General features: G+C 67.2%; 15 protein-coding genes. 7 read left to right on the top strand and 8 right to left on the bottom strand.

What is annotated here, in order from left to right; all coding sequences use genetic code 11:
• Nucleotides 1-5: 5 nt before the first annotated feature.
• Nucleotides 6-488, bottom strand: coding sequence for a thioesterase family protein (locus HYG77_RS05720; RefSeq protein ID WP_109334984.1), 483 nt, complete (start codon nt 486-488; stop codon nt 6-8).
• Nucleotides 489-569: 81 nt separating this feature from the next.
• Here HYG77_RS05720 and HYG77_RS05715 point away from each other — a divergent pair, with 81 nt between their 5' ends.
• Together HYG77_RS05715 and HYG77_RS05710 are read left to right on the top strand one after the other, a co-directional pair.
• Entirely contained in the window at nt 570-1,760 is a 1,191-nt protein-coding gene (locus tag HYG77_RS05715; RefSeq protein ID WP_208962085.1) for a benzoate/H(+) symporter BenE family transporter, read from the top strand.
• A gap of 7 nt (nt 1,761-1,767) precedes the next feature.
• Nucleotides 1,768-2,277, top strand: coding sequence for an O-acetyl-ADP-ribose deacetylase (locus HYG77_RS05710; protein WP_208962084.1), 510 nt, complete (start codon nt 1,768-1,770; stop codon nt 2,275-2,277).
• Nucleotides 2,278-2,296: 19 nt separating this feature from the next.
• Here the strand turns inward: HYG77_RS05710 and HYG77_RS05705 are convergent, their stop codons facing one another.
• On the bottom strand, nt 2,297-3,112 hold the full coding sequence (locus tag HYG77_RS05705; protein ID WP_109328600.1) for a shikimate 5-dehydrogenase: 816 nt from the start codon (nt 3,110-3,112) through the stop codon (nt 2,297-2,299).
• An 84-nt stretch (nt 3,113-3,196) separates the two neighbouring features.
• Between HYG77_RS05705 and HYG77_RS05700 the strand changes: the two genes are divergently transcribed.
• On the top strand, nt 3,197-4,771 hold the full coding sequence (locus HYG77_RS05700) for a molybdopterin-dependent oxidoreductase (protein ID WP_208962083.1): 1,575 nt from the start codon (nt 3,197-3,199) through the stop codon (nt 4,769-4,771).
• A 5-nt stretch (nt 4,772-4,776) separates the two neighbouring features.
• Here the strand turns inward: HYG77_RS05700 and HYG77_RS05695 are convergent, their stop codons facing one another.
• From HYG77_RS05695 to HYG77_RS05685, 3 genes are all read right to left on the bottom strand, one after another.
• Nucleotides 4,777-5,472, bottom strand: a complete 696-nt coding sequence (locus HYG77_RS05695; protein WP_208962082.1) for an HNH endonuclease family protein — start codon at nt 5,470-5,472, stop codon at nt 4,777-4,779.
• A gap of 68 nt (nt 5,473-5,540) precedes the next feature.
• Nucleotides 5,541-5,858, bottom strand: a complete 318-nt coding sequence (locus tag HYG77_RS05690) for a hypothetical protein (protein WP_109328606.1) — start codon at nt 5,856-5,858, stop codon at nt 5,541-5,543.
• 147 nt (nt 5,859-6,005) lie between these two features.
• Nucleotides 6,006-7,274: a DICT sensory domain-containing protein gene (locus HYG77_RS05685; RefSeq protein WP_208962081.1), complete on the bottom strand. Its 1,269-nt coding sequence runs from the start codon at nt 7,272-7,274 to the stop codon at nt 6,006-6,008.
• Nucleotides 7,275-7,449: 175 nt separating this feature from the next.
• Here HYG77_RS05685 and HYG77_RS05680 point away from each other — a divergent pair, with 175 nt between their 5' ends.
• Nucleotides 7,450-7,833 (top strand): hypothetical protein, encoded by a 384-nt coding sequence (locus HYG77_RS05680; RefSeq protein WP_208962080.1) that lies wholly within the window; start codon nt 7,450-7,452, stop codon nt 7,831-7,833.
• Between the two features lie 24 nt (nt 7,834-7,857).
• On the opposite strand, the gene HYG77_RS05675 is transcribed toward HYG77_RS05680, so the two are convergent.
• Both HYG77_RS05675 and HYG77_RS40600 read right to left on the bottom strand, forming a co-directional pair.
• Entirely contained in the window at nt 7,858-8,766 is a 909-nt protein-coding gene (locus HYG77_RS05675) for an NADP-dependent oxidoreductase (RefSeq protein ID WP_109328612.1), read from the bottom strand.
• 86 nt (nt 8,767-8,852) lie between these two features.
• Nucleotides 8,853-8,978: a hypothetical protein gene (locus HYG77_RS40600; protein ID WP_257792475.1), complete on the bottom strand. Its 126-nt coding sequence runs from the start codon at nt 8,976-8,978 to the stop codon at nt 8,853-8,855.
• 156 nt (nt 8,979-9,134) lie between these two features.
• Here HYG77_RS40600 and HYG77_RS05670 point away from each other — a divergent pair, with 156 nt between their 5' ends.
• Genes HYG77_RS05670 through HYG77_RS05660 form a run of 3 tightly spaced genes read left to right on the top strand, consistent with a single transcriptional unit; the run spans nt 9,135 to nt 13,229 of the window.
• Nucleotides 9,135-11,969 carry a DEAD/DEAH box helicase gene (locus HYG77_RS05670; RefSeq protein WP_208962079.1) on the top strand — a complete coding sequence of 945 codons (2,835 nt, stop codon included), beginning with the start codon at nt 9,135-9,137 and terminating at the stop codon, nt 11,967-11,969.
• Complete coding sequence (locus HYG77_RS05665) at nt 11,966-12,739, top strand: SWIM zinc finger family protein (protein WP_109328615.1); 774 nt, start codon at nt 11,966-11,968, stop codon at nt 12,737-12,739. The genes HYG77_RS05670 and HYG77_RS05665 overlap by 4 nt, the downstream gene beginning before the upstream one ends.
• A 52-nt stretch (nt 12,740-12,791) precedes the next feature.
• A complete protein-coding gene (locus HYG77_RS05660) occupies nt 12,792-13,229 on the top strand; it encodes a DUF1232 domain-containing protein (RefSeq protein WP_230990145.1) in 438 nt (145 codons plus the stop codon).
• A 43-nt stretch (nt 13,230-13,272) separates the two neighbouring features.
• On the opposite strand, the gene HYG77_RS05655 is transcribed toward HYG77_RS05660, so the two are convergent.
• A complete protein-coding gene (locus HYG77_RS05655; RefSeq protein ID WP_109334986.1) occupies nt 13,273-13,446 on the bottom strand; it encodes a CsbD family protein in 174 nt (57 codons plus the stop codon).
• Nucleotides 13,447-13,640 lie beyond the last annotated feature (194 nt).

Below are 13,640 nucleotides of genomic sequence, written 5' to 3'. Positions count from 1 at the left end.
GGCGCTCACTTCGTGCCTGGCACCACCAATAGCTTTGCCGCACTGAGAATGTCGGGTGGGATGGGCACCGGCGTGCGCGTCTTCGCGTCGACGTACACGTGGACGAATCGGCCGAGAGCCGCCAGGTCGAGGGCCTTGTCGCGTTCGTCGAGTGCCTCGCCGCGTTCCCGGAAGATGGCGAGCGCATACACGATGCTGCGAGTGCCGAGCCGCTCTATCGACAGTCCCACTTGGAGGCGGTCCGGGAAGGTCAGTTCACCGAGGTACTTGCAGGATGTCTCGGCAACGACGCCGATCGCCGGCAACTCCCGGATGTCCGTGCCCGTTTCTGCGATCAGCCAGGCGTTGACCGCGGTGTCGAAGTACGAGTAGTAGGTGACGTTGTTGACGTGCCCGTAGTGGTCGTTGTCTGCCCAGCGGGTGGGTACCGGCCAGAGGACCGGGAAGTCGTCGGCGGTCGGCAAGGCGGGAACGTCGTCGTGTGTCATCGCTTCGACCTTAAACGTCGAGGTTCCCGTGCCCTGGGCAGGCCCGCCGGACGTGCCGCGCATCGGGCAGAATCGCGTCCTATGTCCGTACCCGACAGTGACGTGCGTTCGCCTTCTTCCGCCGCCCAGCCGGTCAGTGCGGGAATCGTCACGGCCCTGGTGGGATTCACCAGTTCCTTCGCCGTGGTCCTCACGGGTCTGACCGCGGTCGGCGCGAATTCCGCCGAGGCGGCGTCGGGCCTCCTCATACTGTGTGTGACGCAGGCACTGGGGATGCTGTGGTTGTCGCGGCGTTATCGCATGCCGATCACCCTCGCCTGGTCGACGCCCGGCGCCGCGCTCCTCGCCGGGGCCGGGACCGTGGGCGGTGGTTGGCCCGCTGCGGTGGGCGCGTTCGCCATCGTGGGTGTTGCGATCCTTCTCACCGGGTTGTGGCCCCGGCTCGGGCGGGCGATCGCCGCAATTCCTTCCGCGTTGGCGCAAGCGATGCTGGCCGGGGTGCTGCTGCCCCTGTGCCTGGCCCCGGTGCTCGCGCTACGGGACGCACCGCTCGCCGTCGCCCCGGTCGTGCTGGTGTGGCTGGTTCTGCAGCGGTATTCCACACGGTGGGCGGTCCCGGCAGCATTCGCCGCCGCGGGTGTGGTGGTCGCGGTCAGCCTCGTCGTCGGGAAAGTCGGACTGGACGCCAGCGCCTTGCTGCCGGAGTTGGTGCTGACGACACCGACGTGGTCCTGGCAGGCATTGATCGGGATCGCCGTGCCGCTGTACATCGTGACCATGGCGTCGCAGAACATTCCCGGCACCGCAGTGATGAAGTCCTTCGGATACGAGGTCCCGTGGCGGCCCGCGATGCTGGTGACGGGGATCGGAACCCTGGTGGGGGCACCCGCCGGTGGGCACGCCATCAACCTCGCGGCGATCAGTGCCGCCCTCTCCGCGGCACCCACCGCCCACCCCGACCCCCGGAAACGGTGGCGCGCGGCCTTCACCGCAGGCTGGGCGTATCTGGTCCTCGCAGCCTGCTCGGCGGCTGTGGCCGCGCTCATTGCGGCGGCTCCGGTGGGCGTCGTGGAGACGGTGGCCGGTCTCGCCCTACTAGCCACTCTGGGTGGTGCGCTCGCGTCGGCGCTCGCCGACATACGCGAACGGGAAGGGGCTGTCGTCACTTTTCTGATCGCGGCGTCCGGGGTCAGCGTCCTGGGAATCGGTTCGGCCTTCTGGGCGCTGATCGCCGGATTGATCGTGCGGACGGCCCTGCACTTCCGGAGATAATGGGCCGATGACGACCATCGAGGTAGTGCAGGGCGACATCACGACGGTGGCGGTGGACGCGATCGTCAATGCGGCCAACTCCGCCCTTCTCGGCGGCGGCGGCGTGGACGGAGCGATCCACCGTGTGGGCGGACCGGACATCCTGGCCGAGTGCAGGAAGTTGCGGGCGACGACACTGCCCGACGGACTGCCTGCAGGTGAGGCCGTGGCCACGACGGCGGGAAGGTTGCGGGCCCGGTGGGTGATCCACACCGTCGGACCGGTGTACTCATCTTCCGAGGATCGATCACACCTTCTGCGGGGTGCGTACCTGAGCAGCTTGCGCGTGGCGGCCGACCTCGGCGCGGAATCGGTTGCGTTCCCGCTGATCTCGGCCGGTGTCTACGGGTGGCCGGCCGACGACGCCGTCCGTCAGGCCGTCAGTGCAGTGCGCCGATCGGACAGCGGTGTGCCGCGCGTCGTGTTCGTGGCGTTCGACGCTCAGATGGCGGAGAGGCTTCGTGCGGCGGTCGGGTGATCCGCGACCCGCGCCTGTTTCACGACCGCGAATACTCCGACGCCCGCCGGATCTCTTCCGGAGAGGGGCGGACGCCGGTGTACAGGACGAACTGCTCGGCCGCCTGCAGGGCGATCACCTCGGCGCCGGTGATCACGGTCTTGTGGCGTTCGGCCGCCGCTCTGATCAACGGCGTGGTCGGGGGCATCGCCACCACGTCGAACACGGCCTCCGCCGCCTCGATCGCGTCCAGTTCGAACGCCAGAGCGTCCTCCTCGGCACCACCGGCCATCCCGATCGGCGTCGCGTTGATCAGCAGGCCCGGACGAGCGTGACCCAATTCGGATTGCCACGAGAAGCCGTACTGCTTCGCGAGCGCGCCGCCCGTTTCCGCGTTTCGCGCCACCACGGTGACATCGGTGAACCCGAAGTCGCGTACTGCTGCCACCACCGCCTTGGCCATCCCACCGCTGCCCGCGACGGCCACGGACAGCGAGTGTGGAAGTGCGTTCTCCCGCAGCAAGTTTGCCACTGCCTGATAGTCGGTGTTGTAGGCGTGCAGCACGCCGTCCTCGTTGACAATGGTGTTCACCGACTCGATGACCGACGCCGACGAGTGCATGACGTCTACGTGGTCGATCACCTGCTCCTTGAACGGCATCGAGATACCGGCCCCGCGGATACCGAGTGCGCGAATCCCGCCGACCGCGGCCGGCAGGTCGGTGGTGGTGAACGCCTTGTAGACGTAATTCAGACCAAGCTCACCGTAGAGATAGTTGTGAAATCTGGTGCCGATGTTGCTCGGTCGACCGGAAAGCGAGATGCAGAGAACGGTGTCTTTGTCGAGCGTGTTCATCAGCGCAATACTAGTGGTGGGCTCCCATCCGCGCGTGTTGCCGGCTCCGAATACCCCGTGACCACAACAAAGGAGCACGGCTGCATGACTACCACGATCGGTGACCGGCCCCACGCCGCACGAGCGCCCGAGCGGCGACGGCATCTGTTCTCCCGTGCACTCGCGGGAGTGATCGCCGCCGGTGTCGTTCTCGCGGTCGGTGAACTTCTGTCGGTGCTGATCGACCAGAACAGCTCGCCCTTCTACGCAGTGGGTTCCACCACGGTCGACCGCAGTCCGGCCTGGGCGCGCGAGTTCGCCATTTCGACGTTCGGAACGAACGACAAGCCGGCGCTCTTCGCGGGGATGACACTGCTGATCGTGTTGCTTGCCGCAGCGGCAGGCATCGTCGAGCGACCGCGCGCCCCCTTCGGCAGTGCCATCCTCGGAATTCTGGGCGCAGTCGGCGTATTTGCCGCCACACAACGCCCGAGCGCCTCGTGGGTCTACGCGGTGCCGACGCTCGCAGGGGTCGCGGCCGGAATCGTCGTACTCCGCATCTTGACGGCGGCGGCGCAGATGCCGGACGGGGCCGATGGTGCGGATTCGCGGATGCCCCGCCGAAGGTTTCTCGTGCTCGCGGCCACTGCTGCTGCGGCGGCAGCGGCGGCGGGAGCTGTCGGACGGTATCTGGGCCAGCAGATCGCCGGGGCCATCGACAACCGTCGGAATTTCGCGATTCCCTCGGTCGCGGACAAGGCGTCTCCGATCGCTCCGGGAACCGACATCGACGTACCGGGCGCCACCCCGTTCGTCACCGCGAACGACGAGTTCTACCGCATCGACACCGCGCTGCGGGTCCCGCGGATGACGACGGACAACTGGGAGCTGCACATCCACGGAATGGTGGACCGGGAACTCACCCTCACGTGGAACGACCTCGTTGCACGGACCCCGGTCGAACGGATTATCACGTTGACGTGCGTGTCCAACGAGGTCGGGGGAGTCCTCGCCGGCAACGCCACCTGGATCGGGTACCCGATCAGGGATCTCCTCGACGAGGTGGGCGTCGGTGCCGAGGCCGACATGCTGCTCTCGACGAGTATCGACGGCTTCACCGCAGGTACCCCGATCGAAGCATTGCGCGACGGTCGCGACGCAATTCTCGCGGTGGCGATGAACGGTGAGCCCTTGCCGTTCGAGCACGGCTACCCCGTGCGCCAGGTGGTGCCCGGTCTCTACGGTTACGTCTCCGCCACCAAATGGGTGGTGGATTGGGAGTTCACCCGCTTCGACGCGGCCGAGGCGTACTGGACGCAGCGGGGGTGGGCCGAGAAGGCACCGATCAAGACCGCCTCCCGCATCGACGTGCCGGCTCCCTTCGCGCCCTTGGTACCGGGTCCGGTACTGGTCGCCGGAACCGCCTGGGCGCAGCGCCGAGGAATCGAGACGGTGGAAGTGCGGGTAGACAACGGCCCGTGGGAAAAAGCTGCGCTCGCACAGCAATACACCATCGACACCTGGCGTCAATGGACCTGGGAATGGCAGGCGACACCGGGCCTGCACACACTGCAAGTGCGGGCGACGGACCTCAGCGGCAACGTACAGGTCGAGGAACGGACGCCGCCGATTCCAGGCGGCGCCACCGGGTGGCACACACGCTCGTTCACGGTGTCCTGAGGAGCTCACGGACACCTTTCCGCCACATCGGCGAGTGCCTTCCGGTCGGCGGCTGTGACAGGAAGGCCGTACTCGACGGCGACGCTGAGATACTTGCCCGCATAGAAGCAGTGATACGCGGGATTCGGCGGAAGCCAGTCGCCGGGAGTCTGGTCTCCCTTGTCCTGGTTGTCGTCGCCGTTGACGGCCAGCAATTCGAACATCACGTCGTTGGCGAACCGTATTCGGCGCTCCAGTGGCCACGTGGACGCACCCATGTCCCAGGCCGCGGCCAACGGGTAGACGTGGTCGATCTGCACGGCCTTGGCGTCGCTGCGGTCGAAGGTGACGAGATCGCCGGAGTACGGGTCCGCGAGGACCCCGCTCAGCACGACACACTCCCGGGTGCCGTCCCGGAACGACACCGATCGCAGGTCGGTGGCCAGCACGTTGTTGCGGGTGTCGCATCCGTCGTGCCCCGCTGGAGCGCTCTGGGCGTCTGTCCACGCCGGACCGAAGACGCACTGTTCCTTGCCTGAGCACCCGCGTTGGTACCCACCCGGGTGCGGGCGGGACTCGACCGTCTCGACCTGTGCCAGCAACTGTTCGATATGCTCGCGTGGCGGACTGCCGGGCGCCGGGCCCGGCCCGCTCAGATCGAGGGTCGATACCCCGCAGCCACTGACCGCAAGAGCCCACAGCACGACATACAGAACCCTCATTGCGTCCCCCCGGCGCTCGACGAGTGTCCGAACCGTCGACCCGCAGTATCGCGCGGGCCACCGACACGTCAGGTGAAGGGTAACTGCACGGCGGCGATCGAGGACAGGTGGGCACCGTCGTGCCCGATCACCCACGACCCACCACTCTCTCGGCACTCCGCCAGGACGTCGAGGGTGCGGAGGAGGAAGAAGATGGCTTCGCTGGGGACCGGCGTGATGGCAAGTTGATGCGCCTCACCGTGTTTCATCCCGTCGAGCCAGACGCCGGACTGCCCGTCGAGGCGGATCGTCACGATGTGCGTTGCGTCGACGAATGCATACTTCCGCTGCTCCCACGGGGTGGTGAGTGCGTATCCCTGCTCGAGAACCTGAATGAGGATGCTCATGGGCCGACTCCGAGTCTCCGGCGTGGCGGGCGGACAAGTTCCAGCATCTCACCTGCCTCCTGCACGACGCCATGGCCCGGGCGGCGGAAATGTCGACACGGCGCTCGACCTCCGGCCGCTCTACCCGGCGCTCGACCTCCGGCCGCTCTACCCGGCGCTGCTCGGATCGGCGGTGAACCGGTCGAGGACGGCGCGCGCACATCGCACGACCGTCGAGCGGTCGTAGGAGACGACGTAGTCGAATTCGCGTTCCGAATCTGCCTCTCCGCGGTGAAGATCCACGGCGGAGAGAACGCAACAGAAGTGGGGGCCCAGTACCACGACGTTCCACTCCTCCACCAGCTCATCGTCCGCCGCGAGGGGAGCCTGATGAATGCCCTCGTCCACCGTGTGACCCATGCCGACGCCGTACACACCTGCGTAGGCGATCCGGCTCGCCATGTTCTGCCAACGGGTACGCGTCCGGTCGGTGAAGTGCTCGGCGCGCTGGAAGGTTCCCAGCACCAGGGTTTCGGGCCCCGCGGCGGCGGCGTGCGTCTCGAGGGTGGTGCTCATGGTCACCAGGAGTCGCTTGAGACTCTGGACAGCGGTGCGCCCGGAGGAGGCGATGGCGTGTGGTGAGCGCGAGTCGTGGTCGGGAGTGTTCCAGGTCGGCGCGGGCGGGAACGGCTCGACAGTCGCGGAATCCGGCCACGACGCCGGGGCCGACTCGATGTCCTCGAGATGCTCGCCGACCCCGTACGTCGCTCCCAGGCTGAGCGCACGCCGGCGCTGCACCTCGGTGCCCACTCCGGTGGCGACCACCACAGCGCCGGAACTCTCCACGCGTGCAGCCACCGCATGCGCGGTGCGGGCGATGTCCGAGTCCGGGCGACGCGTGATCATGGCGGGCGCGAGGAGGATGATGTCCGGCTCGATCAGTGACAGCAGTGCGATGGCTGCGGGGTGGGTGCCTACCTCGTCCACAGCGATGAGCCTTCCGCGGCCGCGTGCATCCGCGACGGCCCGCAGTGCGCGGGACGGATCGGTAGTGAATATCGCGGCGGTGACCACGACGATCTCTCTGCGCAGGCACTCGGCATCGGCTGCGCGGTTCTCCAGGCCGGGGAGGGAGTCGAGGTCGATCGACACCAGTACGGGAACGCCGTCCGCTGTTACCGTACCGGCGACGTCCCAGGTGAGATGGTCGAGCTCACGCTTCTCATTCATGGCCCGGGCCACGGTCCGTAGTGCTTCGGGGGTAGCGAGTGGGCCGTCCGCGGGCCCGCGCAGCTGCACTTCGAGAGCGGCCAGCGCCCCATTGTCCAGGCGTCGCACGGCCGCCGTGTGCGGCGAGACTGCCAGTCCGCCCACTTCAGCATTGTCGACGGACCGGTCAGGATTGTCGACGGACTGGTCAGGGGCGAGAACGAACATGCCGCGATTCTCGCACTCGTGACTCGTGCGCCGCAGCAGGGCACGGAGATCGCCGTTACCGTTCCGTGACTATTCGTTATCGCTTCGTGACTTTGTGGTCGCCGCCGCGACATGAGCGGCGGCAACGATCAGGACAGCGTCGTACGGTTTGGTCTCAGTAGAAAAGGTGGCGAACATGAGTGACTCACCGAAAATCGGGCGTTACCACGATGCTCTCCTCGCTCTCACCCTGGCGACAGATCGACCCGCACGCCTCGTCGAGACGGCGGCAGGTGTAGGTGTGCGCGTCGATCTGACGCTCGGCTGTCACCTCCTGGCGATCGCCACGGCCGACGGCGCCCTGCGGGATGCCGACGCCGATGGTGGCTGGACGGTGCACTTCGTCGGCCGCGGATCGGTCGACGCCGAAGAACCACTCGTCACCGTGCACGGCGACTGGCTCGTCGATGCGGTCGACCAGGTCTTGGCCCGAGTCGGTGCGCTCGACGGCCGGCAGTTGTGCCGCCCGACCCCCAACCGGTCCGCACGCTGGCCCTCCGACGCTCGCGAAGCTGTCTGACGGGACGAGCCGAGCGGCGGGCGACTAACCCACCTCGATCACGACCTTGCCCGCGGCGTGGCCGGACTCGACCAGCGCCAGTGCCTCACCCGCCTGCTCGAGCTGGAAGCGGTGGGTGACCCGCGGGTCCAGGACACCGGAGGCCACCAGGGCAGCCAATTCGGCGAAGACTGCGGTGGTGCGTCTGCGTTCCACGCTCGAACCGCCGAGATCACGGGCAGCGAGCGGGTCGCCGACGCTGACGATCGCGGCCGGATCTAGGACGAGCCGGGCCGCTTCGGCCAGCGCGTCGCCCCCGACCAGGTCGAATACGGCATCGACCGGCTCCGATATCCGTGTCGCCAAACCGGCGCCGGACTCGACCCACTCCGCGCCGAGCGACTCGACCACGTCACGCTTACTCCGGCTCGCGACTGCGAGAACACTGACGCCCCGGGCTGCCGCCAATTGCAGCGCAGCGACCCCGACGCCGCCGCCGGCACCGATCACGAGTAAACGGCTTCCTGCGGGCAGGTTCAGCGTGGACATCGCGTCGTAGGCGGTGCCTGCTGCCACGGGAAGGGTGGCGGCGTCGGCGAAGGAGACGGACCCGGGCTTGTGTGCCGTCGACGACGCATTCAGCATCGTGTGATCGGTGTACCCGCCGTAACCGGTGGCCGTCGCTCCGAACACGGCATCGCCGACCGCGAAGTCGGCGACCCGAGGACCGACCGCGGTGACCACTCCCGCCACCTCGCGGCCCAGCACCGCCGGAAGCGTGACGGGCACGGTGTCCTTGCGGGTACCTGCCCGCACCTTCCAATCGGCGGGATTCACCCCGGCCGCGTGCACAGCCACCTGCAGCTGTCCGGGGCCCGGGAACGGGACGGCAACGTCGAAGAACTGCTGGGTTTCGGGGCCGCCGTACTCGCGGAAGCCGTATGCGGTGCTCACGCCTCAACTCCTATCACGGACGGCGCGTTCGCGGATCGGGCACGACGAAGCCCGCCGGGCATCCCGACGGGCTCATTGTCGACAGGTCAGGAGCTGCCGAACAGGCCGCCCAACGATCCTGTGCCGCCCCCGCCGCCACCCTCGCCGCCCATCAACGGTCCGAGCGCCTCGAGCAGGGCGAGCAAGCCTTCGAGCATCTGTGCAAAGTCCATTTCTTCCTCCGATCACTGCAGTGGTTCCGGCAGCGATCCGTGGTGCGCTTCGGCGCGGACAGCCGCCACCCCGTTCATCGGTCCGGCACCGGCCACGGTTACACCGAAAATGCAGGGACTTCGGATGCTGTCGGCTCCGCCTGATTGGATGGGTCCATGCTGCACGGTCTCTGGACACCCGGTTCGGGACTCATGCTGTGGGTCGAGGACCGGGATCTCGTGGCCGAGGAGTCCGCCGCCGATGCTGTCGGCCGGGTATTGCAGCGCAAGTTCCGGCACCATGTCAAGGTGCCGATGCCGGCGCCCTCGGGTCCGGAGCTGGTCGAGTGGCCGGCGGTGGCTTTGGCCCCGCCCGATGCCGCGGGGTTCCTGCTGGCGGTGTCGCCGTGGGATTCGCGGATCGCCGGCGATTTGCGATACCTCGCCCATACGGTGCGCGGAATCGAGCGATGGGCGCGTGCCGGTCGGGTGGTCCCCGAGACGCATCGTGCGGAGGGCACATGGTGGCCGCGTTGGCGACTGCTCGGCGGTGAACGACAGCGTGCCTGGCTGACCGAACTCACTGTCGCGATGCCGCCGGTGCAGCGCCACGGGAGCGGCGCCCGCTCCGTGCTGGACGACCTCGTCACCGAACTCACCGACCCGATCACCCGTCACGTTCTCGGGAACCGCCCGCTCGACGGTCGGCGCAGCCATCCGCCGCATCCGTTCCTCGCCGCGCTCGTGCACGGCGATTCCTACGAAGAGGGAACGCCGCAACTGTCCGGTTCGCTCGACCGCTGGCGTGACAGTCTCACAGTGGACGAGCCCGAACTGGTGTTGCGCCTGCTCGAACCGGACGACGCCGACGTCGAGGGGGACTGGGATCCGGACACCGCCCTGTGGCGGCTGGAGGTGTGCCTGCGTCCGGAAGGCGAAGCCCCGGTTCCGATTCCCCTGCACCACACGGACGCGAGCCGCCTCCAGATCGGTGTCCGCAAATTGACGGAGGCCGTGTCGGCGTATCCGCGACTGCAGGACGTGCCGAGCGACCCCGACAGCCTCGATCTGTTCCTCCCTACCGCGGTCGTGATCGACCTGGTCGGGCACGGGGCGGTCGCGTTGAAAGAGAAGGGCATCAGCCTGTTGCTGCCGCGGGCCTGGAGTGTGGCGTCGCCGTCCATGCGGTTGCGGGTCAGTTCGCCGGGGACCCCGGCGAGCGCGGAGAACCGGTCGGTCGGCAAGGACCAGTTGGTGCAGTACGACTGGGAGCTGGCGCTCGGGGACACCGTCCTGACGGCCGCCGAAATGACTCGGTTGGTCAATTCCAAGAGCCATCTGGTGCGGCTGCGCGGCGAATGGGTGCGGGCCGATTCCGAAGTGCTCGCCCGCGCGGCACGCTACGTGACGGAACGGCAGGGAAGTGGCGACCGTGCCATCGTCGACTTGATCAAAGACCTCATCGCCGATGATCTCTCGCGCCTTCCGGTGGACGAGGTGACGGCGAGCGGGTGGGCTGCCGCGTTACTCGAAGGCGACGTGCAACCGGAGCAGGTTCCGGTCCCCGACCGGCTGGACGCCATCTTGCGGCCGTATCAGCAGCGGGGGCTCGACTGGCTGGCGTTCATGAGCAGGCTCGGACTGGGGGCCGTGCTCGCCGATGACATGGGCCTGGGTAAGACCCTGCAACTGCTGGCGTTGCTGGCGCACGAGAACGCACCTTCGCCGACACTTCTGGTGTGCCCGATGTCCGTGGTCGGCAACTGGCAACGAGAGGCGGCCCGCTTCGTTCCGACCTTGCGTGTGCATGTCCACCACGGCCCGCAACGGCTGACCGGTGAGGAGCTGACGGCTGTGGTCGGTGCGAGTGACCTGGTAATCACCACGTACGCGTTGCTGGCACGCGACCTCGCGCAGTTGAAGGAACAGCAGTGGCGCCGGGTGGTGCTCGACGAGGCGCAGCACATCAAGAACTCGAAAACGTCCCAGGCCAGGGCTGCCCGTAGTATCCCCGCTGCGCACCGGGTGGCGTTGACCGGCACACCCGTCGAGAACCGGCTCGACGAATTGCGTTCCATTCTCGATTTCGCGAATTCCGGCATCCTCGGCTCCGAGGCGATGTTCCGCAAACGCTTCGTCGTTCCGATCGAGCGGGAGCAGGACGAGACCGCCGTGGCCCGACTGCGGGCCGTCACGTCACCGTTCGTGCTCCGGCGGGTCAAAACCGATCCGGCGGTCATCGCCGACCTCCCTGACAAGTTCGAGATGACGGTGCGCGCCAATCTCACCGCAGAACAGGCGGCGCTGTATCGGGCGGTGGTCGACGACATGATGGCGCAGATCAAGGACAAGAAGGGGATGAAGCGCAAGGGTGCCGTGCTTGCCGCGCTGACCAAACTCAAGCAGGTATGCAACCATCCTGCGCACTTTCTGCGGGACGGGTCCGCGGTGACGCGCCGCGGTCAGCACCGGTCGGGAAAGCTCGGTCTTGTCGAGGACATCCTGGACTCCGTACTGGCCGACGGCGAGAAAGCGTTGCTGTTCACCCAGTTCCGCGAGTTCGGCGATCTCGTGGCACCGTACCTGTCGGAACGTTTCGGTACCGCCGTGCCGTTTCTGCACGGAGGCGTCACCAAACAGAAGCGCGACGACATGGTGGCGGCATTCCAGGGTGACGGCGGACCGCCGATCATGCTGCTCTCACTCAAGGCAGGGGGTACCGGGCTCAACCTCACGGCGGCCAATCACGTCGTGCACCTCGACCGATGGTGGAATCCGGCGGTCGAGAACCAGGCCACCGACCGGGCGTTCCGCATCGGGCAGCGCCGAGACGTCCAGGTGCGGAAACTGGTGTGCGTGGGCACGCTCGAGGAACGGATCGACGCGATGATCGCGACCAAACAGGAGTTGGCTGATCTCGCGGTCGGAACCGGTGAGAATTGGGTGACGGAGATGAGCACCGAACAGCTCGGCGAGCTGCTGCGACTCGGCGACGAGGCGGTCGGCGAATGACGGATCGGCGCCCTGCACCGCATTTCGCTCGGTACGGCTCACGACGACCGGTGCAGGGCGGGCTGGCAGCACGCTCGCGGCGGGGAGCATTCGGCCACACCTGGTGGGGACGGGAACTGGTCGACATCATCGAGTTCGTCGGCGACAAGGGGCGGATGAGCCGTGGCCGCAGCTACGCGCGCAGCGGACAGGTCGTCTCCCTCGAAATCCGCCATGGGATGGTGACCGGCGAAGTCCAGGGCAGTCAGCTCCAGCCGTTCGTCGCGACCGTCTCGATCGACCGGCTCGACGAGGGCGAGATCGCCGAATTGGTCACGCTGGTGCGGAAACAGCCCGGCAGCCTTGCGATGCTCGCGGGTGGGGCAGTGCCGGAAATTCTCGGTCCGCTCCTACTACCGTCCGGCTCTTCGGCGCTCCAGTACGACTGCACCTGTCCGGACGACGGCTGGCCGTGTAAGCACGCCGCTGCGGTCGCATATCTGACCACGGAGCGGATCGACGAGAACCCCTTGGAGATACTGACCCTGCGCGGGGTCGACCTCGACATGCTGATCGAGGGAGTCGGCGGTGGCACCGCCGAGGAAGATGTCGCCGATTGGTTCGGTGACAGCGCCCAACTACCCGCCCTACCCGACACCGACTTCCGGGCGGCGGTCGACGACCTCGACCCACTGCTGCTGCGCAAGGCGATCCGATCCGTGTGTGCCGACGAGCGCGAGGTGGACGCCGCCATCGCGGACCTGAACACGCTATATCAGCATCTCCGTTGATCCTGGCGTTGGGTGATGTGGTGCTCCCCGCCGTGAGCGGGAGAATCGGTAGGTGACCCTGCACGAGCTGTGGGCAGCGGCCTGGCCGATGATCGTCGGTGCGGCTGCCGGCATCGCTGTGTTCTGGCTGCTGCTGGTGGTCGCTCTGATGCGAGCGAATCCCGGGACTATGCCCGTTACCGATGTACTTCGGTTGTTGCCGGACGTCGTGCGTCTCGTGCGTCGACTGGCAGGAGATCCCACGCTTCCCCGGGGCATCCGCATCCGGCTCACGCTTCTACTGATCTACCTCGCCGCACCGATCGACGTCATACCCGACTTCATCCCCGTCATCGGATATGCCGATGACGCACTGGTGGTGGCTCTCGTTCTACGCTCGGTGACCCGTCGAGCGGGCGCACACGCACTTGCCCGGCATTGGCCCGGCACTCCTGAAGGTCTTGCGGCCGTACAACATATCGCGCAACCGCGAGCGCACCGTCGTGCCTGACGGTGCGTTCGGAGGGGAAGCGCTCCGGAAAGCCCGCTCCGGGTCAGTGTTTGAACACGTCCTTGACTCGCTCGGCGGCCTTCTTCACACTGGCCTTCCGTTGATCCGCTTTGCCGATGTTCTTCAGCTCGTTGTCTCCGGTGGCCCGGCCGATCGATTCCCGGGACCTTCCCGCAGCGTGCTGGACGGCGTTCTTGGCCTTGTCGACGATGCTCATGGCGTGCTCCTCCGAGTGGATGACGTCCACTGCAATCCTAATCCGATTGCGGTACAGCCACCTCGACAACTCATCGGATGCACATCCTTTCGACGCACCGCCGGCCGCACCGCGGACTAGGCTGGCGTTCGTGCGGTCGGCATCGGGCCGACCGGTGATCGGGAGGAGCCTGCCGTCAGCCGCAAACGCTGTGA

This window comes from Rhodococcus sp. ZPP, assembly GCF_017656075.1.
Classification (GTDB): domain Bacteria; phylum Actinomycetota; class Actinomycetes; order Mycobacteriales; family Mycobacteriaceae; genus Rhodococcus_F; species Rhodococcus_F oxybenzonivorans.
The sequence above is the reverse complement of the archived record's forward strand: the minus strand, read 5'-3'. Positions and strand labels throughout refer to the sequence as shown.